This window comes from Streptomyces sp. WMMC500 (genome assembly GCF_027497195.1).
Taxonomy (GTDB): Bacteria; Actinomycetota; Actinomycetes; order Streptomycetales; family Streptomycetaceae; genus Streptomyces.
Map to the genome: position 1 here is coordinate 1,998,119 of NZ_CP114905.1, position 17,993 is coordinate 2,016,111.

Here is a 17,993-nt window from a genome sequence, read left to right on the forward strand (position 1 = left end):
TCCCATCGGCGGAGCACACCACCGCCGGCGGTCGGGCGCGCGGACCGTCCCCGCCTTGTGTATCCGCTTTGTATCGACGCCCCCTTCAATCGCCGGGTCACCGACGACAAGGGGAGAACCATGCGCAGACGTTTCCGCCGCCTGCTCGCCGCGGTGAGCGTGGCCGCCGCCGCGGCCGTCGCGACGCCGGTCGCCGCCGCGGCCCCCGCGGCCGGCGCGTCGTCAGAGACGGCGACGCCGCTGGCCCGGCCCGGCTTCAGGATGCCGTTCCTCTGCGGCCAGGTCTGGCGCGGCAACAACTGGGCCGGGCACAGCCCGGCGCACTCCATCGACTGGAACCACTACAACGCCCAGGGCACCCCCGACGACCTCGGCCGCCGCGTGCTCGCCAGCGCGGGCGGCACCGTCGTCGCGTCGTACTACTCCACCGGCGACGGCTACGGCAACACCGTCGTCATCGCCCACGGAGACGGCTGGCGGACCCGCTACGCGCATCTGAAGGAGCGCACCGTCGCGCGCGGCGCGCAGGTCACGCGCGGCCAGGTGATCGGGAAGGTCGGCGCCACGTCCGCGATCCACGAGTTCACACCGCACCTGCACTACGAGCAGATCCACAACGGCTCGGTCGTCGTCGCGGTCGTCCAGGGCGTCAGGTGGTACGACCACCTCGACCGCCGGCTGACGAGCACGAACTGCTGACGCACGCGCTCCACGCGCGTCAACCCGGGCCGGAGTGGAGCGCCCGCAGCTTCGCGTGCACCGACGCGGCCCGGTCGTGCGCCTCCAGCCGCCGCCAGGTGGACAGGGACCGGTGGAAGTAGTGCCGCGCGGTCTGTACCCGGCCCGTCGCGCGGTGCAGCTCACCGAGCAGGCAGGCGAGACTCGCCTCCGCGCGCCGGTCGCCCAACTGCCGCTGCACGGCGAGCGCGTCGGCGAGCAGCGCCGACGCCTCGCCCGCGTTGCCCCGGCGCAGACACAGTTCGCCGATGCTCTCCTGCACGTAGGCGGCGCAGTGCGTGTCGGCGAGGTCGCCGAAGATGTCCAGGGCCCGCTCCAGCTCCGCCCGCGCCAGGTCCGCATCGCCGCGCAGGTCGTGCAGCACGGCGACGCGGCGGCGCACCTGCGCCTCGCGGTGCCGGTCGCCGAGGTCCCGGGCCAGCTCCAGCGCGCCGTCGAGCCAGGACGCCGCCGCCCGCGGGTCCTTGCGCTCCAGCCAGACGGAGGCGATGGCGTTGCGGGCGACCGCCTCACCGTGCCGGTCGCCGGCCTGCCGGAACCCGCCGAGCGCGTCGGTGAACGTCGCCAGCGCGGCGTCGAGGTCGCCGAGGATCCGGTGGACGGACCCTTCCCCGGCCGCCGCCACCGCCTCGCCCGACGGGTGGCCGACGGCACCGAAGAGCGCGCGGGCCCAGGCGAAGGAGTCGAGTGCGTCGGCGTACCGGTCGCGGTAGAGGTGCAGTTGCCCGATGTTGCGGAGCAGCGCGGCGGCCCGCGCGTCCGCGGGGGCCGGGATCGCGTCGAGCACCAGTTGGTGCGTGCGCAGCCAGTCGCCGTAGTAGCCGCGGAGGTCGAAGAAGCTCGCCAGCTCCAGCGCGAGGTCGGCGGCCTGCGCGACGCGGCCGAGCCGCAGCGCGGACTCCACCGTGGCGACGAGGATCCGGCGCTCGGTCTCGAACCACGCGACGGGCCGGGCCCGCACGGCCCGGGTGATCTCCGCGTCCGGCCCGTCCGGCCCGTCCGGTCCGGCGGGATGCGCCGCCGCGCCGAACACGCCGAGGAATCGCGTGGGCATCGCCGCGTTCGCGGTGCGCGCGAGTGCGGTCAGGGCGTCGACGATACGGAGCTGCTGCCGCCGGCGCACCGTGAAGGTGTCCGCGTCGGCCAGCTCGCGCGCGTAGCAGCGCAGGAGGTCGTGCATGCGGTAGCGCGGCAGCCCGAGCGCGTCGGTCCCCACGGCCTCGATCAGGTGCCTGTCGGCGAGAGTGGCCAGCGCTTCGGCGGCGCCACCGGCGGAAACGCCGTCGGAAGCGCCGTCGGAAGCGCAGCCCATGGCGACCGCGACGAGCCAGCCGCCGACCGGCTCGGCCGGCAGCCGGCCGAAGGCGCGGAAGGCCGTGGCCGCCGCCTCCGGCAGGTGCCGGTAGCTCAGCTCCGCGCTCGCCCGCACCTCCAGCTCGCCCGCCTGCAACTGGTCGAGCCGGCCGCGCTCGTCCTGCAACAGGTCGGCCAGCGTGGCCGCGGTCCAGGACCGCCGGTTCGCCAGCCGCGACCCCGCGATCCGTACCGCCAGCGGCAGCGATCCGCAGCCGGCGAGCACCCGGTCCGCGCCGGCCGCGTCGGTGTCCGGCCGGCCGGGTCCGGCGACCGCGGCGAGCAGGGCGCGGGCCTCGTCCCGCGTCAGCTCGCCGAGCGAGAAGTGGTGCGCCGGCAGGTCGGGCATGCGGTGGCGGGAGCTGACGAGCACGGCGGAGCCCCCGGTGCCGGGCAGCAGGGGGCGCACCTGCGCGCCGTCGGCCGCGTCGTCGAGCACGATGAGGAAGCGCCGCTGCGCCAGGCGCGAGCGGAGCAGCGCGGCCCGTTCGCTCCGCTCGGCGGGGACGGTGCTGTCCACGACGCCGAGCCCGCGCAGCATCTCGGCCAGGACGTCGGCGGGGTCGCGCGGCCGGTCGCTCAGCCCGCCGAGGTCGACGAAGAGCTGGCCGTCGGGGAACGCCGCCCGGGCCCGGTGCGCCACGTGCACCGTCAGCGCGGACTTCCCCGACCCCGGCGGGCCCGACATCGCCACGACGACCGGCCGCCGGTCGGCCGCCGCCAGCAGCTTCTCCAGCGCGGCGATCTCCGCCGTCCGGCCGGTGAAGTCCGGTACGTCCATGGGTAACTGGCACACGGGCGTGACTGCCGCCGCGCGGCGCCGCGCGGCGTACCCGTTGACCTCCTCGCCGACGGCCCGCAGCGGCCTGCTCGGCTCCGTGCCGAGTTCGGCGGCCAGGATGCGCTCGGCCTCGGCGTAGGCGGAACGTGCCTCGGTCGTACGGCCGGAGTCGTGCAGCGCGCGTACGAGCATCCGCCACAGGTCCTCCCGCAGCGGATCCTCGGTGAGCCGGGCGCGCAGCTCGGCGAGGAGGAGCGCGTAGTCCCGCAGCCGGAGCCGGACACCGAGGCACTCGTCGACCGCGGTCGCGCGCAGCTCCTCCAGCCTGGTGACGCCGGGGTCCCAGACCACGCTGGCCGGTACGTCCTGGAGGACGCCGCCGCGCCAGAGGCCGAGCGCCGCCTCGTAGCCGTGCAGCGCGGCGACGTCGTCGCCCCGGTCGCGGGCGGCGCGAGCCCGGTCCAGGCGCCGCTCGAAGAGCAGCATGTCGACGTCGTCCGGCGCGACGTCGAACGCGTAGCCGGACGGCTCCGTCCGCAGCCCGGCGGCGGAGATCCCCGCGGACGCCAGCGCCCGGCGCAGGTTGCGGACGTACGTGCGGACGTTGGCGACGGCCGACGGGGGTGCGCCGCCCGGCCACAGCACCTCCGTCAGCACGTCCACGGAGACGAAGCGACCGGGTTGCAGCAGCAGTGTGGCGAGCGCCGCCCGCGGCTTTGGCCCGCCGATCCGGACCGGGACGCCTCCCGCCCACACGCGCAGCGGCCCCAGGAGTCCGAACGTCGGCTCCCCCATCCACGTACCTCCGTGTCGGCGGCGTGTCGGCGGCGACGCTCCCCGGGATCGGAGACGCGTCGCCGACGGCCTCGACAGTCATGGACATGACCCCCGGTGTCAACCCCGCCCCCGGCCCGCCGGACGTGGCCGGGGAGCGGGGCGGGGGCTACGAGTTGCTCCAGGTCCGGGTGGACAGCACGAGCAGATAGCCGTCCGGGTCCTGGAAGGTGACGCCCCAGGTGTCCCAGTACGGGTTGTGAGCCGGTACGCGCTTCCCCCCGTGCCGTGCGAGCCGTTCCTTCAGGGAGTCGGGCACCGGTTCGCCGAGGTAGATCACCAGGAGGTCCTCGGGGGTCGGCCGCGGATCCACGGGGGCGGCCGGATCGCGGACGAGTTCGAGGTGCCAGGGCGCGTCGGGCCAGCCGACCATGAGAAGGGCGTGCCCGCCGGGAGCGTCGCCCGCCTCATGCCGGTACAGGACATCGAGCCCGACGCCCGAGACCCAGAACTCCTCGGCGGCCCGGAGGTCACGGGACGGGCGGGCGATGCGCACATGGGCCGCGGCGTCAGCCGGCAACGTACTGCCTCCCGGTCGGTGCGGGCCCCTGGCGACCCGGCGGATGACCCGGAGCCTAGTCAGCGCGTGATCGCGTGCCCATCGGGCGCTGGTCCTAGGCCCGGCAACCTCCCCCTCCCGGGCGACGCTGCTTCCACGGGCTCCCCGCGTACCTCTCACGCCTACAGTGAACGGATGGCTGACTGGCACCTGTCCCACACCTTCGCAAGCGCCTCCGGCGCCGTCCGGTGGGACCGCCTCGGCGACCCGGACGCCGAGCCGCTCGTCCTGCTGCACGGCACACCCTTCTCGTCGTACGTCTGGCGGCCGGTCGCCCGGGCGCTGGCCGACCGCTACCGGGTCCACGTCTGGGACATGCCCGGCTACGGCGCCTCGGAGGCGGCCGCGGGCCAGGACCTCTCCCTGGATGCGATGAGCGGCGTCTTCACCGCCCTCCTCGACCTCTGGGGGCTGGATCGGCCCCTGGTGGCCGCACACGACTCGGGCGGAGCCGTCGCCCTCGGGGCCCATCTGCTGCGCGGCGCCTCCTACCGCGCCCTGGCTCTGGTCGACGCCGTCTGCCTGCCGCCCTGGGGCAGCCCGTTCTCCGCCCTGGTCGGGGAACACGCCGAGGTCTTCGCCCGCCTCCCGCTCCCGGTGCACGAAGCCCTCGTGCGCGAGTACGTCCAGTCCGCCAGCAGCCCCGGCCTCCACCCCGCCGAGCTCGACCGGCTGGTCGCCCCCTGGCTCGGCGAAGCCGGCCGCGCGGCCTTCTTCCGCCAGCTCACCCAGCGCCTGGACGACCAGCGCTACACGGACGCCATGCAACCCCGCTACTCCGCGATCGACCTGCCCGTGCTCATCTGCTGGGGCGAGGACGACACGAGCTGGGTCCCGCTCCCCCGCGGCCGTGAACTCGCCGCACTCATCCCGGACGCCCGTCTGCACACCCTCCCCGACGCCGGCCACCTGGCCCCGCTCGACGCCCCGGCCGAACTCGCCACCACCCTCCTCACCTTCCTCACGTCCCTACCCTGACGAACACCCGCAGCCGCGCACGCGGCGGCAGCGACGGGTCAGGAGGCGGGCTTGGGTTCGGGGACCGGTTCTGCGGCCGGGTGTGACCGGCGGGTGAAGTTCCGCGCGGTGGGGGTCAGGGCCGCGGCGGCGGGGGCCAGGAAGCAGATCAGCGCGCAGGCGCCGAGGACCGGTCGCAGCCCGAAGGCGTCGATGGCCGGCGCGATGAGCGCCAGGCCGACGGGTGCCAGGCCGTAGGAGACGAGGAAGTCCAGCGACGAGACGCGGGCCAGCTTGTCCGGGGCGACCTCGCGCTGGGTGGCGGTGAACCAGGGCACGTTGAACAGCTCGATGCCCAGCCCCGCGATCACGTAGGCGGCGATCACGACGACGACGTGGACCGGGAACATCAGACTCAGCGGGGCGAATCCGTACGCGGCGAGCGCGGCCAGAGCCGTCCAGCCCTGCGCGCGCGGGCGCCAGCGCGCGATGACCACCGCACCGGCGAGCGCCCCGGCGGTGTACGCGGTCATGGCGGCGGCGAGCACCGCCCCGGTGTCGTAGCGGTCCCGGCTGACCAGCGGCAGGGCGACGCCGGTGGCGGAGTAACCGGTGAAGATCACGGCGGTCAGCGCGCCGAGGCCGGCGACGAACCAGGGATGGCGGCGGGCCTCCCGTATCCCCTCGGCGAACTCGGCGAAGAAGGAACCGCCCGAAGCCCCCGTGGCCGCTGCCCCGCCCGCCGCCCGCCCGGGCACCAGCGCGGCGACCAGCCACAGCAGGCCTATGCCCAGCAGCAGCGCCCAGGTGTCGAGGAACACCGCCAGCAGCGCGGCAAGTGTCGGACCGACCAGCGTCGTGACGCGAACCGCCAACGTCATCGCGGCATTTGCCTGCTGCCTCCGCCCCGCGTCGACGACCTCCGCGGTCAGCGCCTGAAACGCCGGCCGGCACGCGCCCTGCCCGGCACCCGCCACCGCGGCCGCCACGGCCATCAACGCCACGGAGCGGTCCAGACCCGCGGCGAGCAACGGCGCGGACGCCGCGGCGGCCAGGCCGGACCACAACACCACGCCCCGGCGGGAATGCCTGTCGGCGAGCACGCCGGCCACCGGCACCGCCGCGAGGAAGCCGACGGTACGGGCGGCGAGCAGCAACCCCAACTCCGCCGCCGTCAGCACCCGTTCCAGCACCGCCAGCCCCAGCACGAACGGCAACGCCCACGTGGCCAGGCCGGAGGCGGTCGTCCCGCACCACAGCCGCAGGAACCCCACGTCGAGCAGCACGGAACGCTTGTCCGGCGCGTTGGCCGGAGCGGGAGAGGGCGTCGGCGAGGTCGGCACGGCGTGATGCTCCTGTCGTTCGGTCGTGGCAGTCGTCACCCGTCGTGCGGGAGGACCCTCCGGCAGCTTACTGAAAATTGTTATCGTTATACTTCCGGCTCGTCACTCTCTTGCACGCCATTCCCTGTTGCCACATCATGGCAACGCTCCAGCGTGTCCGCGTCAACCCGCGGCCCGCGCGAGAACCGCGAGAACCCTGACCGGAGGATTGATGCGCCACGCAGTTCGCCTCGGCAGCGCCCTGACCCTGGCCCTCACTGTCGCGGCGGCGGGGTGTTCCTCACCGGACGCCTCCGGCGACTCCGACGCGGCGGGCGCGGAAGCGACCACGGTGACCAGTTGCGGTCGGAAGCTGGCCTTCGGCGGGGCGCCGGAGCGGGCGGTCACCCTGGACCAGTCCTCCACCGAGACGCTGCTGGAGCTCGGGCTGGCCGATCGCATCGCGGGCACGTCCAACCTCAAGACGAAGGTCGCCGACGAGTACGCCGACGCCTACGAGGACGTACCGGTCATCAGCCCGAAGATCCTCACCGGCGAGCGGCTGCGGGAGGCCACCCCGGACGTGGTGGTGTCCTCCTTCACCGACTTGTTCACCAAGGACCAGGTCGGCACCCGCCGGGAGTTGGCGGACCTGGACCTGCCCTCGTACGTGAGCGCGGTGGACTGCCCGCAGCACAACGATCCCGGCAAGACGCCCTTCGACCTCCTCTTCGACGACTACGCGAACCTCGGCAGGATCTTCGGCGTCGAGGACCGGGCCGGCAAGCTCGTCGCCGAACAGCGCGACGCGGTGAAGACGGCCGCCCGTACCGGCGAGAACGTCGCGGGGAAGCCGACCGTCGTCTGGCTCTACTCCGTCTACAAAGGGCTCCCCTACGTGGCGGGCGGGACCGGGATGCCCAGCGAGATGAGCCGGCTGCTGGGAGCCGGGAACGCCTTCGACGACGTCAACGAGGACTGGCCGGAGGTCTCGTGGGAGGCCATCGCCGAGAGGGATCCCGACGTCATCGTCGTCGGCGACCTGTCGGAGCGCGGCGCACCGGGCGACAGCGCCGACGAGAAGCTGGACATGATGCGCAAGGACCCGCTGGTGTCCGAGCTGACCGCCGTCACCGAGAACCGCATCATCGAGGTACCCGGCATCGAGATGGACCCGTCGGTGCGTACGGTGAACACCCTTCGCCTGGTGGCCGACGGCTTGCAGAAGCTGGGATATGTCCGCTGATCCGGCCGCCACGGCGGGCGGGGCGGATCTGCTCCATCCCTCGGCCCGCAGATCCCCGCACCCCGTCAAGGCGACCGCGGCCGGTGCGCCCGTTCCGGCACCACCGGCCTTCGGCCGGTCGGCCCTGTCCTTCACCTCGCTGCTCCTGCTCGGCGTGGCGGTCCTGGTCGCCTCCCTGGCGGCGTCGGTACGCATCGGGGTGGCCGACGTGGGCTACACCGATCTGTGGCGGGTGGTGGCCCCCCGGCTGGGGCTGGACGTCGAGCCGCTGCCGCGCCTGACCGACTCGCTGATCTGGGACCTGCGCGTACCCCGGGTGCTGCTGGCGGCCCTGGTCGGCGCGGGGCTGGCGGCGTGCGGTGCCGCGCTGCAGGCCATCACGCGCAACCCGCTGGCCGACCCCTATCTGCTCGGCATCTCCTCCGGGGCGTCGACGGGGGCGGTCGTGGTGGTCGTCCTCGGCTTCGGCGCGGGGTCGCTCGGCGTGACCGGCGGCGCCTTCGCCGGCGCCACGTTGTCGTTCGCCCTGCTGATGCTGCTGCTGCGGCGCAGCGGGCTCGACTCCATGCGGGTCGTGCTCACCGGCGTGGTGGTGGCGAAGCTGTTCGAGGCGCTGACCTACCTCATCATGATGGCCGCGGGCGAGGCCGACGCCATCCGGGCGATTCTCCAGTGGCTGCTGGGGTCGATGGCCTCTGCCCGCTGGGATTCGGTGGGGATCTGCGCGGCCGTCACCCTGGTCGGCCTCGTGGTGGTCTGGTCGTACGCCACCGCGCTCGACGGGCTCGCCTTCGGCGCCGACACCGCCGCTTCCCTGGGTATCGCCGTTCGCAGAGCCCGCCTCGTCCTGCTGGTGGTGACCTCGCTGATGACGGCGGTGGCCGTCGCCGCGGTCGGCGCGATCGGGTTCGTCGGGCTGATCGTGCCGCACGGCGTCCGGTTCCTGGCCGGCCCGCTGCACCGCAGGCTGCTGCCGCTCTCGGCGCTCGTCGGCGCGGTCTTCCTGGTCTGGACCGACGCGCTCGCCCGGGTCGCCTTCGACCCCCGGGAGGTCCCCGTCGGCGTCTTCACGGCCGTGCTCGGCGTCCCGCTGTTCCTCCTCATCATGCGCAAGCGGGGCGAGCTGTGAGAATCACCGCCGAGAAGCTGAGCTGGTCCGCCGCCGGCAAGACGATCGTCGACGGGGTCAGCCTGGACGTCGCTCCGCAGGAGACGGTCGGCCTGATCGGCCCCAACGGCTCCGGCAAGTCGTCCCTCCTGCGCTGCCTGGCCGGCCTGCGCCCGCCGAGCGCGGGCACCGTCCGCTACGACGGCGAGAGCATCGCCGGCTGGGACGCACGGAAGACGGCCCGGCACCTCGCCTTCGTCGAGCAGACCGCGGGCACCGACAGCGACCTGCGCGTCGCAGACGTCGTCGGCCTCGGCCGCACCCCGTTCCGCGACCGGTGGCGCGGCCCGGACGCCGTCGACCGCGCCGTCGTCGCCGCCGCCCTGGACCGTCTCGACCTGACCGACCTCGCCGACCGGGCCTGGAAGACCCTCTCGGGCGGCGAACAGCAGCGCACCCACCTCGCCCGGGCCCTCGCCCAGCAGCCGTACGCCCTGCTCCTCGACGAGCCCACCAACCACCTGGACGTCAAACACCAACTCCAGCTCATGGAGCTGATCGAGGGCACCGATCAGACGGTGCTCGTCGCCCTGCACGACCTCTCCCTGGCCGCCCGCTCCTGCGACCGGCTGCTGCTCATGAACCACGGCCGCCTGGTCGCCGACGGCCCGCCCGAGGCCGTCCTCACGCCGGACCGGCTCAGGGAGGTCTTCGGGGTCGAGGCCGAGATCGGCCGCGACAGCCTCGGCAACCTCGCGGTCGCCTACCGCGGCCCCGCCCCGCATCCGGCCGGGCCCGGCCGGACCCGGCACCCGCGCATCCCCGTCGTCGACGACGGGCCCGCCGACCGGAACCCGGTCCGCGTACGGGCAGAGGCCGACGGCCCCGGCTGAGCGCGGCCGGGCGCGCGATGGCCGGTGGCGAGCACATCCTCGTGATCGACGAGGCGGTGCACCGGCCTCGACCGGGAAAGATGGAAACGATTGTCAGCTTGTACAGTGACCGGATGGCTGGTGACAGTGCGGGTGCGACGGGGACGTCGGCCCCGAAGTGGAGCGACGAGCTCAGCGAGTTGGAGCGTGCGGGAGAGATCTCCGTACCGTGGGTCCGGCAAGCCGCCGAGTGGCTCGCCGGGCGCGGGAGGGCCGCGCGGATCCTGGACGTCGGGTCGGGGCCGGGCTGGGCGGCATCGGTCCTGGCCGCGTCCTTCCCGGCCGGCGAGGTGGTCGCGGTCGACGCCACACCGGAGTTCGTCGCCCGGGCCGCCGAGCGCTTCGCCGGCCTCGGCCTCGGCGGCCGGGCCCGGGCCGAGCGGGGCGAGCTGGACTCGGCCGCACTGGACCGGCTCGGGCCGGCGGATCTGGTGTGGAGTTCGCACGTCGTCCACCATCTTCCCGATCCGGTCGACGGGCTGCGCCGTCTCGGGCGGCTGCTCGCCCCGGGCGGCGTCCTGGCGCTGGCCGAGGGCGGACTGCCGGCGCGTTACCTGCCCGGCGGGTACGGCGTGGCGGCGCCGGGCTTCGTCTCCCGTCTGGAGGCGGCCTTGAGCGACTACTTCGTCCACCACTGGTCGCTCACCGCACCGGCGGTCGGCGGTGGGCGCGACTGGCCCCTGCTCCTGGCCGACGCGGGACTGCACCACCTCGACTCGCGCACCTTCCTGCTCGACGTCCCGGCACCGGTCGACGACCAGGTGCGGGCGTACGTGGTCGACCGGTTCACGCAGATCGCCGACCGTGTCGGGGACCGCCTGGACGCTCAGGACGCGGCCGCGCTCGGCCGCCTGCTCGACCCGGACGACGAGGCCGCGCTGGTGAACCGGCCGGATCTGTTCCTCCTGAGCGCGTTCACGGTCCACCTGGCCGGTCCCGGCGCGGCGTAGGCGACCACGAGCCGGCCGCTCCGCGCGCCGACGTCGGCGCTCACCGTGCCCCCGGGTGGACCGGGTGCCGCAAGGCGCTGCGCACCGGGGACGTCACAGCCGGATGCCGTCGGGCAGCCGGAGCGCGGCGATGCGCCCGTCGCGGGTGGCGGCGACCAGCAGCCCGGGGCCACACCAGGCCAACGCGGTGACGCGGGCGCCGAGTTCGTACCGGCGCACCGGTCCCAGGCGTTCCCCGGGGCGGCCGGCCGCCGCGTGCCAGAGGGCGAGCGTGCCGTCGTCGCCCCCGGTGGCCAGATGGGCGCGGGTGCCGGGACGCCAGGCCAGCGCGGTGACGGCCTCGTGGGCCCGGAGCGTGCGCGGGCCGGTGCCGGCCGGGCCCGTGCCGGAGAGGTCCCGGACGGTGACGTCCGAGGCGCCGTCGGCGGCGAGCCACCGGCCGGTGTCGTCGAAGGCCGGCCGGGAGACCTTCGCCGGGTCGCCGGGCATGGTGACCTCGTCGCCGTCGTGGGTGCGCCAGACATGAAGGGCGGCGTCGTGGCCGCCGCAGCAGATCCAGCGGCCGGTCGGGGCGATGGCCAGCGCCGGGTGGGAGCCGGCGTGGGGGTAGGTGGACACGGGTGCGGGCCGGTGGTGTTCGTGGCAACGCACCGCCCCGTACGCGGCGACGGCCAGTCGTCGTCCGCCACGCAACCAGCCGATGCCGGTGACGGTGCCGGGCGCGGGCTCGGTGGCCCACACCTCGGTGCCGTCCGGGCGGAGGACGACGGCCCGCCGGCCCGTCGCGACAGCCACCCGGTCGGCTCCGGACCAGGCGGCGTACCGGAAGCGGTGCTCATACGCCGGTCACCTCCGCGGCCGGGTCGGGGGCGGCCGGAGCCGGGGTCCCGTGAGGGGGCGGTCGAACCTGTCGCGGCGGCGCGGCGGAGCGCAGAGGCCGCGGATCCGGTCACGGACGGGCCGCCTCCACTCGACGACGTGCGTGATCCCGCGCGGCTGGAGTGCGCCGGGCAGCACGGGAGCGTGCTCACGCGGGGCCCGCAGGCAGCGTGCGCAGACGCCGCTGAGTTCGCCGGTGTCAGGCCGACGGCGACGCCGGCCGCGGCCAGCCCGGCGTGCAGTTGCCGGGCAGAGACGAAACCGCTCCGCGGCCGCGTTCGGCGAAATCCACGAAATGCATTCCTGGATTCACGGTGAAAATCGTTATCGAGTTCACTCGTAAAATTACCCGTTTGTCAATGTGTGTCCTATGTGACAGTTTTACCTGCAAGGATAGAAATAAGGTGACAGATCACACTTTGCCGCCTCTCGCAGGCGGTGTTCCGAAACCGTGGAGATGAAAGAGCGTGGCAACATCTGTGCAGCACATGCCGCATCCCGGACACGATCACGTGCACGGCGAAGGCTGCGGACACGTAGCGGTCCCTCACGACGGTCACATCGATTACGTGCACGACGGTCATCTGCACCGCGTGCACGAGGGTCACGCGGACGAGTGCGAGGTGGGCGAGCACCGGGAGCACGCCGGTCACACCCACGTACACGGCGAAGACTGCGGGCACGTGGCGGTCCCTCACGGCGACCACATGGACTATGTGCACGACGGCCACCGCCACGCGGCCCACCAGGGGCACTGGGACGAACACTGACGGCTCTTCCCGCGGTGCCCGAACCACGCGGGCTGGCAGGCTACGGGGGTGACAGCGAACGAGACCGTGCCCACTGCCGTGACCGCACAGATCAGCCGGGCCGAGGACGTGACGGCGGCCCTCCGCCGGGAACTCACCGCCTGCTGGGCGGCGGTCGTCAACGCCGGCGGAGCCGTCGTACCCATGGACTGCGGACTCCCGCCGGTGACCGAGGCCGCGCTGCGGCCGGCGGCCGAGAGGATCACGCGCGGCCTCTCCCCGGACCGGAGCAGACTGCTCCTGGCGACCGTGGACGACGCGCTCGCGGGCTGGTTGCTGCTGCGCCGCCAGCGGCACCCCATGGTGGCGCACTGCGGCGTGGTGAACCACGTCCAGACGCACGTCCGCTTCCGGGGCCTGGGCGTGGGCGCCGCCCTCATGCGGCGCGCGCGGGTCGTCGCGCGCGACGACATGGGTCTGGAACGGCTCCAGCTCACCGTACGGTCCGGTCTGGGGCTGGAGGAGTTCTACCGCAAGGCGGGCTGGACCGAGGTCGGCAGGTGGCCGGGCGCCCTGCGGGTGGCGCCCGGTGACGACCGGGACGAGATCCTGATGAGCCTGGCGTTGTGAACCTGCGGGCTCAGGTCCCCGCGGGAGCGGGGACTCCGCGCGCGTCGTCCCTGACCGCCACCAGCACGGCGCTGTCGCCGAACTGCCAGACCGGCACGGTGTGGGCGAAGCCCGCCCGGCGCAGGAGTTCGGCGTGGCGCCGTACCGTGACCCGCTCGTCGCCCCCGCCGCCGGCGTGGGCCGCCCGGCGCCGCCCGCGCTCGTCGAGGAGGTCGGCCAGTTCGGGGTCCCGGGCCGCGGCGTCCCACCAGGACCGCCAGTCCTCGGGTGCGTGGCCGCCGGTGCGCTCGGACCGGCGACGGCCCACGTGGGCGGTGAGGCGGGAGCAGGGTGCGGCGTCCGGCGGGAAGTGGTCGCCGTTGACGAGGACGCCGCCGGGGCGCAGGAGGGACGCGAGGGAGCGGTACGTGCGCAGCAGCGCCCGCTCGGGCAGGTAGTGCAGCGCGGTGGTCGACAGGGCGGCGTCCAAGGGGCGTTCGAGCCGGAGGGCGTCGGTCCAGCCCTCCTCGCCGATGACGGTGTCGACGTAGCGGGCGGCGTCGCCGTGGTGGGTGCGCCCCAGTTCCAGCAGCAGGGGGTCCATGTCGGCGGCGACGATCTCGGCGTGCGGGAAGCGGGCGGCGAGCCTGGCGGCCAGGGAGCCGGGACCGCAGCCGAGGTCGAGCAGGAGGGGGCGGGGGCGGCCGGCCGTGACGTGCTCGACGACGTCGGCCATCACGGTGAACCGCTCCTCGCGGTCCACCGCGTACCTCTCCTGCTGCCGTTCCCAGCGCTCCACCCACGTCTTGGCCGTCGCCATGCTCACGCCCACGTCCGCCCCGCCTCTTCTGTCTCTTCCGTCGCGGCCACGGGACAACCCTACAGATGGAAACGGTTATCAGTAGCGTTTTACGTCAGCGACACGAGGACGGCCAGCAGACGGTCGATCTCCGCCACCGTGTTGTAGACGTGCAGACTCACCCGTACCGCACCGTCCCGCTCGTCGGCGCCGGCCTGGCAGAGACTGTCGGCGCGCACCATGAAGCCGTGGCTGTAGAGGATGAACCCGAGGTCGTCGGAGGGGATCTCGCGGTGCCGGAAGGTGACGATGCCGTGGCGGCGCTGCGCCGCGGGGAGCGCGGAGTCGGCGGCGAGGCTCGCCGGGCAGCCGAGGACCTCGTACGGGCCGAGGCGCCCGAGCCGGTCCGTCAGCCGGCCGGCGAGCGCGGTCGTCCAGCGGGCGACCCGCTCGACCCCGGCGGCGTCGAGCCAGTCGAGCGCGGCCCGCAGGGAGACGACGCCCGCCGTGTTGGGCGTGCCCTGCCAGCCGCCCGGCCGGAACGCGGGTCCCCGCGCGTTGCGCGCCCACACCGCCCCCGAGCCCGGCAGGGCCATCGCCTTGTGCCCGGAGAAGACCACGAAGTCCACGTCGAGCGCCGGATCGTCGAGGCGGACGGGCAGATGGCCCACGCTCTGCGCCGCGTCCAGGCAGATCGGCACGTCCGGGCCGACGGCCGCGCGGATGCGGTGCACGTTCATGTCGCCGCCGTAGACGTGGTGGACGTGGGTGGCGGCCACGAACCGGGTCCGCGGGCCGACGGCCTCGCCCAGGGCCCGGTGGTCGTAGTCGCCGGAGACCGCCTGGCTCGGCAGACCCCGTACGCGGACCTCCGCACCCCGCGCGGCGAGCAGCTCCCGGGCCTCCAGCCAGGGATCCAGGTTGGCCCGGTGGTCGGCGAACGGCACGAGGATCTCGTCGCCGTCGGCGAGGTACGGGACGAGCCAGTCACGGGCGACGGTGCGCAGGCCGTCGGTGGTGCCGGCGGTGAAGTGGACGGCCGAGCGGGCCGGTTCGGGGTCGTGGAGGAACTCCTTGACCCGCTCCCGGGTCGACTCCACCAGTTCCGTGGTCCGGTTGGCCCAGGGGTAGGTGCCGCGGCCGGCGTTGGCGTTGGACGTCGTGAGGTAGGTCTGGACGGCGTCGAGTACCGCGCGCGGCTTCTGCGACGTCGCCGCGCTGTCGAGATACGCCAGCTCCGGGTGGGCCCCGATGATCGGGAACTGCTCCCGTAACTCCCACTGCCAGACCGCGTCCTCCCCGTCTGCCTCACCGTGCGCGCCGGGCGGCGGCAGGGCCGTGCTCATTCGCGCACCAGAGGGGCGCCCGCGTCCCGCCAGGCGACGATCCCGCCGGCCAGACTGCGGACGTCCGGATGGCCCATCCGGGTCAGCGCGGCGGCGTAGCGGAGCGACTTCTCCCCGACGGGGCAGGCGAGCAGCACGGGGGTGCGTTTACTGAAGGGGAGCCCGCCGCGGAGCAGGTCGTCGAAGAGTTCGTCGACGATGTTCATCGAGCCGGCGATGTGCAGGGCGGCGTACGCGTGCGGGCTGCGCAGATCGACGACGAGCGGCCGGGGGTCGCCCGCGGTGGACCAGCGCAGGGCGTCGTCCACGCCGATGGCGCGGGCCTCCGCCCGGGCTTCGGCGTCGGTGACGGCCGTCGCGGAGCGCCCGCGGTCCGTCCGGCCCAGCAGCTCCGGGCGTCGCTGACGCACGTAGCTCAGGTAGCTCTCGGCCCGGTCGCACACGATGAAGACCGCAGTCCGGCGCTGCCCGGTCCCGTCCAGCTCGGCGTCGGCGAGCCGCAGATGCCGCACCGCTCCCTGGTAGGCGGCGCCTCCGGTCGGGCCGGACAGCAGCCCGCAGCGGCGGATGAGGGTGAGCATCCCGTCGATGGCCTCGTCGGAGGTGACGGACTCGATGGTGTCGTAGGTGGCGGGGTCGAAGAGACCGACCTGGTGGACCTCGTCGATGGTGCGGATGCCGGGGATGAAGTCCGACTTGTGGGCGACGAGGCCGAGGACCCGCACCCGCGGGTCGTGCTCGCGCAGGACTCCGGCGACACCGGTCGACGAACCGGCCGTGCCGACGCAGGCGACGAACCAGTCCGGCACCCGGCCGTCGAGGTCCTTCACGATCTCCGGTCCGGTGCCCGCGGCGTGGGCCTCGACGTTGCGCGGGTTGAAGTACTGGTCGGTGTGCAGATAGGTGCTCTCGGGGTCGGAGAGCGCACGGTGGAAGTGCGTCAGCGGGTCGTCCGTGTCGGCCGGGTCGAGGCACTCGCTGCGGCCGGGAAGTTCCTCGATCTCGGCGCCGAGGAGCAGGAGGAGGTCCTTGATCTCGGGAACGCGCATGCGGTTGGTGACGCTCCTGAGCTTCAGCCCGTGCATGCCGGCCAGCAGGGCCAGGGCCTTGGCGGTGTTGCCGCTGGACAACTCCACCACCGTCCCGCCGCCTTCGGCGGCGGCCTCCAGGTGGGGCCGGACCATGTGCCAGGCGGGCCGGTCCTTCACGGAGCCGAACGGGTTGAGCATCTCCAGCTTGGCGTAGAGGTCGATGTTGCGCAGCGCGTGCACGGCGGGGTCGATCCGTACCAGAGGTGTGTTGCCGATCGCCTCCGTGATGCTGTCGTACCTCATCCGGGTGTCCCCCCTAGGGTGTGATCGGCCAGTAGTCCTCGTCCGGGCACCAGCGCCACGAGTCGCCCCGCGGCTCGACCGCGACGGTCCGTGCGAGGGGCTGCCGCTGCGCGTGGTGGGCGTGGAAGTCCATGGCGTATCCCGCGGTGTTGGCGAAGGCCAGCAGGTCGCCCGCGCGCGGCAGCCGGGGCAGGAAGACCAGACGGCGGGTGATGAGGTCCCCCTCCAGGCACAGGTTGCCGGTGAGGTAGACACCGGCCGGTTCCCCGCCGGCCGCCTCCGCGTCCCCGCGCGGGAGCAGGACGGGGTCCATGAGGACGCCGTGTTCCTCCAGGCTCACGTCTCCGGCGTTCATGCCGAGGCGCACGATCGGGTGGCCGGAGTCCGGGCCCGCGGGCCGCACCTCCCGTACGCGCGCGAGCGAAAGACCGCACTGGTCGACCAGGGAACGGCCGGGTTCGATGTACAGGTCGTGGAGGTGTTCCAGGAGGAGGGTGGCCGGCGGGCGGCCCAGCGCAGGGGCGGGCAGCGAGAGCAGTTCGTCGAGGTAACCGGGGCCGACGGCGGCACGGTGCGCCGGGTACAGCGCGGCCGTCCCGCGTACCGTGCCGCCCTCGTTGCGCAGCCCGTAACCGTGGCCGCGCCAGGTCAGCGGCGGGCGGACACCGAGGACCGCCTCGCTCAGCGCCGTGGTCCACCGCTCCCACTCCCCCGCCTCCGCGACGTACCCGACGCCGAAGCCGCCGCCGATGTCGAGGACGCGCGGCGCGAGTCCGCGGGCCCGGCACTCGTCCAGGAAGAGCACGCACCGCTCCAGCGCGCGTGCCTTCTCCTCCACGCCGGTGGTGTCCAGGTGGAAGGCGGCGCCGGCGAACTCCACCGCGTCCCCGTGGCGTTCGAGGGCCGACAGCAGCGCCTCCGTGTCCCGTACGGGGGTTCCGAAGCGGCTGGGCCGGGAGAGCAACCGGGTGCCCGCGCCCCCGCTCCCGGCCGCGGACTCGAATCCGGACAGGCGCACCAGTACGGTGACGCGGCCGAGGCCGTGGGTGCGCACCAGGCCGGCGAGCCGTTCCAGCTCCTCCGTCGAGTCGAGGTTCACCGTCGCTCCGACGCGCGCCGCCAGCCACAGGAACCCGGTGTCCTTGGGGCCCGTGGCCATGATGCGGTCTCCGGTGAACCCGCAGCCCAGTGCGTGCCTCAGCTCCTCCAGGGACGCGACGTCGAGGCCGACGGCCGCCGGGTCCTCGGCCGCGAGTCTGCGTACCAGGGCGCTGGAGCGGTTCGCCTTGTGCGCGAAGTACACCCGTCCGGTCAGGTGGTGGCGGCGGTAGACGGCACGGAAGCCGGCGGCGTTCTCGGCGACGGCCCCGGGGAGCAGCACGTTGAGGGGCGACCCCAGCGCGTCGACGAGCGAGTGCAGGAAGGGCCCGTCGGCCAGCAGCGCGGCGAGCGGCGGATCCACCCTGGGCCTCAGGTACAAGGGCGCATCCACGTGAG

16 protein-coding genes are annotated in these 17,993 nt (G+C 74.0%); 8 read left to right on the top strand and 8 right to left on the bottom strand.

Going from position 1 to position 17,993, the window contains the following annotated elements; all coding sequences use genetic code 11:
* Positions 1-120: 120 nt before the first annotated feature.
* Positions 121-699, top strand: coding sequence for a M23 family metallopeptidase (locus O7599_RS08135; RefSeq protein WP_281621445.1), 579 nt, complete (start codon positions 121-123; stop codon positions 697-699).
* Between the two features lie 19 nt (positions 700-718).
* On the opposite strand, the gene O7599_RS08140 is transcribed toward O7599_RS08135, so the two are convergent.
* Entirely contained in the window at positions 719-3,667 is a 2,949-nt protein-coding gene (locus tag O7599_RS08140; protein WP_281621446.1) for a BTAD domain-containing putative transcriptional regulator, read from the bottom strand.
* Between the two features lie 148 nt (positions 3,668-3,815).
* Complete coding sequence (locus tag O7599_RS08145) at positions 3,816-4,226, bottom strand: VOC family protein (RefSeq protein ID WP_281621447.1); 411 nt, start codon at positions 4,224-4,226, stop codon at positions 3,816-3,818.
* A 174-nt stretch (positions 4,227-4,400) separates the two neighbouring features.
* Here O7599_RS08145 and O7599_RS08150 point away from each other — a divergent pair, with 174 nt between their 5' ends.
* Positions 4,401-5,243: an alpha/beta hydrolase gene (locus tag O7599_RS08150; protein ID WP_281621448.1), complete on the top strand. Its 843-nt coding sequence runs from the start codon at positions 4,401-4,403 to the stop codon at positions 5,241-5,243.
* A 38-nt stretch (positions 5,244-5,281) separates the two neighbouring features.
* Here O7599_RS08150 and O7599_RS08155 read toward each other — a convergent pair whose 3' ends face one another.
* Positions 5,282-6,565 carry an MFS transporter gene (locus O7599_RS08155; protein WP_281621449.1) on the bottom strand — a complete coding sequence of 428 codons (1,284 nt, stop codon included), beginning with the start codon at positions 6,563-6,565 and terminating at the stop codon, positions 5,282-5,284.
* A gap of 211 nt (positions 6,566-6,776) precedes the next feature.
* Between O7599_RS08155 and O7599_RS08160 the strand changes: the two genes are divergently transcribed.
* The 4 genes from O7599_RS08160 (at position 6,777) to O7599_RS08175 (ending at position 10,780) form a co-directional block, all read left to right on the top strand.
* Complete coding sequence (locus O7599_RS08160; protein ID WP_281621450.1) at positions 6,777-7,790, top strand: ABC transporter substrate-binding protein; 1,014 nt, start codon at positions 6,777-6,779, stop codon at positions 7,788-7,790.
* Positions 7,780-8,919, top strand: a complete 1,140-nt coding sequence (locus O7599_RS08165) for an iron chelate uptake ABC transporter family permease subunit (RefSeq protein WP_281621451.1) — start codon at positions 7,780-7,782, stop codon at positions 8,917-8,919. The genes O7599_RS08160 and O7599_RS08165 overlap by 11 nt, the downstream gene beginning before the upstream one ends.
* A complete protein-coding gene (locus O7599_RS08170; protein ID WP_281621452.1) occupies positions 8,916-9,791 on the top strand; it encodes an ABC transporter ATP-binding protein in 876 nt (291 codons plus the stop codon). The genes O7599_RS08165 and O7599_RS08170 overlap by 4 nt, the downstream gene beginning before the upstream one ends.
* 113 nt (positions 9,792-9,904) lie before the next feature.
* Positions 9,905-10,780: a class I SAM-dependent methyltransferase gene (locus O7599_RS08175; protein WP_281621453.1), complete on the top strand. Its 876-nt coding sequence runs from the start codon at positions 9,905-9,907 to the stop codon at positions 10,778-10,780.
* A gap of 93 nt (positions 10,781-10,873) precedes the next feature.
* Here O7599_RS08175 and O7599_RS08180 read toward each other — a convergent pair whose 3' ends face one another.
* On the bottom strand, positions 10,874-11,575 hold the full coding sequence (locus O7599_RS08180) for a hypothetical protein (RefSeq protein ID WP_281621454.1): 702 nt from the start codon (positions 11,573-11,575) through the stop codon (positions 10,874-10,876).
* 572 nt (positions 11,576-12,147) lie between these two features.
* Here O7599_RS08180 and O7599_RS08185 point away from each other — a divergent pair.
* Complete coding sequence (locus O7599_RS08185) at positions 12,148-12,429, top strand: hypothetical protein (RefSeq protein WP_281623312.1); 282 nt, start codon at positions 12,148-12,150, stop codon at positions 12,427-12,429.
* A 48-nt stretch (positions 12,430-12,477) separates the two neighbouring features.
* Positions 12,478-13,038, top strand: coding sequence for a GNAT family N-acetyltransferase (locus O7599_RS08190; protein WP_281621455.1), 561 nt, complete (start codon positions 12,478-12,480; stop codon positions 13,036-13,038).
* 10 nt (positions 13,039-13,048) lie between these two features.
* Here the strand turns inward: O7599_RS08190 and O7599_RS08195 are convergent, their stop codons facing one another.
* From O7599_RS08195 to O7599_RS08210, 4 genes are all read right to left on the bottom strand, one after another.
* The gene (locus O7599_RS08195; RefSeq protein ID WP_281621456.1) at positions 13,049-13,849 is read right to left on the bottom strand and encodes a class I SAM-dependent methyltransferase; all 801 of its coding nucleotides are present in this window, start codon (positions 13,847-13,849) and stop codon (positions 13,049-13,051) included.
* A 77-nt stretch (positions 13,850-13,926) separates the two neighbouring features.
* Positions 13,927-15,162, bottom strand: coding sequence for an aminotransferase class V-fold PLP-dependent enzyme (locus tag O7599_RS08200; protein ID WP_281621457.1), 1,236 nt, complete (start codon positions 15,160-15,162; stop codon positions 13,927-13,929).
* Complete coding sequence (locus O7599_RS08205) at positions 15,159-16,496, bottom strand: pyridoxal-phosphate dependent enzyme (RefSeq protein WP_281621458.1); 1,338 nt, start codon at positions 16,494-16,496, stop codon at positions 15,159-15,161. Before O7599_RS08205 ends, O7599_RS08200 begins: the two co-directional genes overlap by 4 nt.
* Positions 16,497-16,509: 13 nt before the next feature.
* The gene (locus tag O7599_RS08210; protein WP_281621459.1) at positions 16,510-17,988 is read right to left on the bottom strand and encodes a Y4yA family PLP-dependent enzyme; all 1,479 of its coding nucleotides are present in this window, start codon (positions 17,986-17,988) and stop codon (positions 16,510-16,512) included.
* Positions 17,989-17,993: the final 5 nt, after the last annotated feature.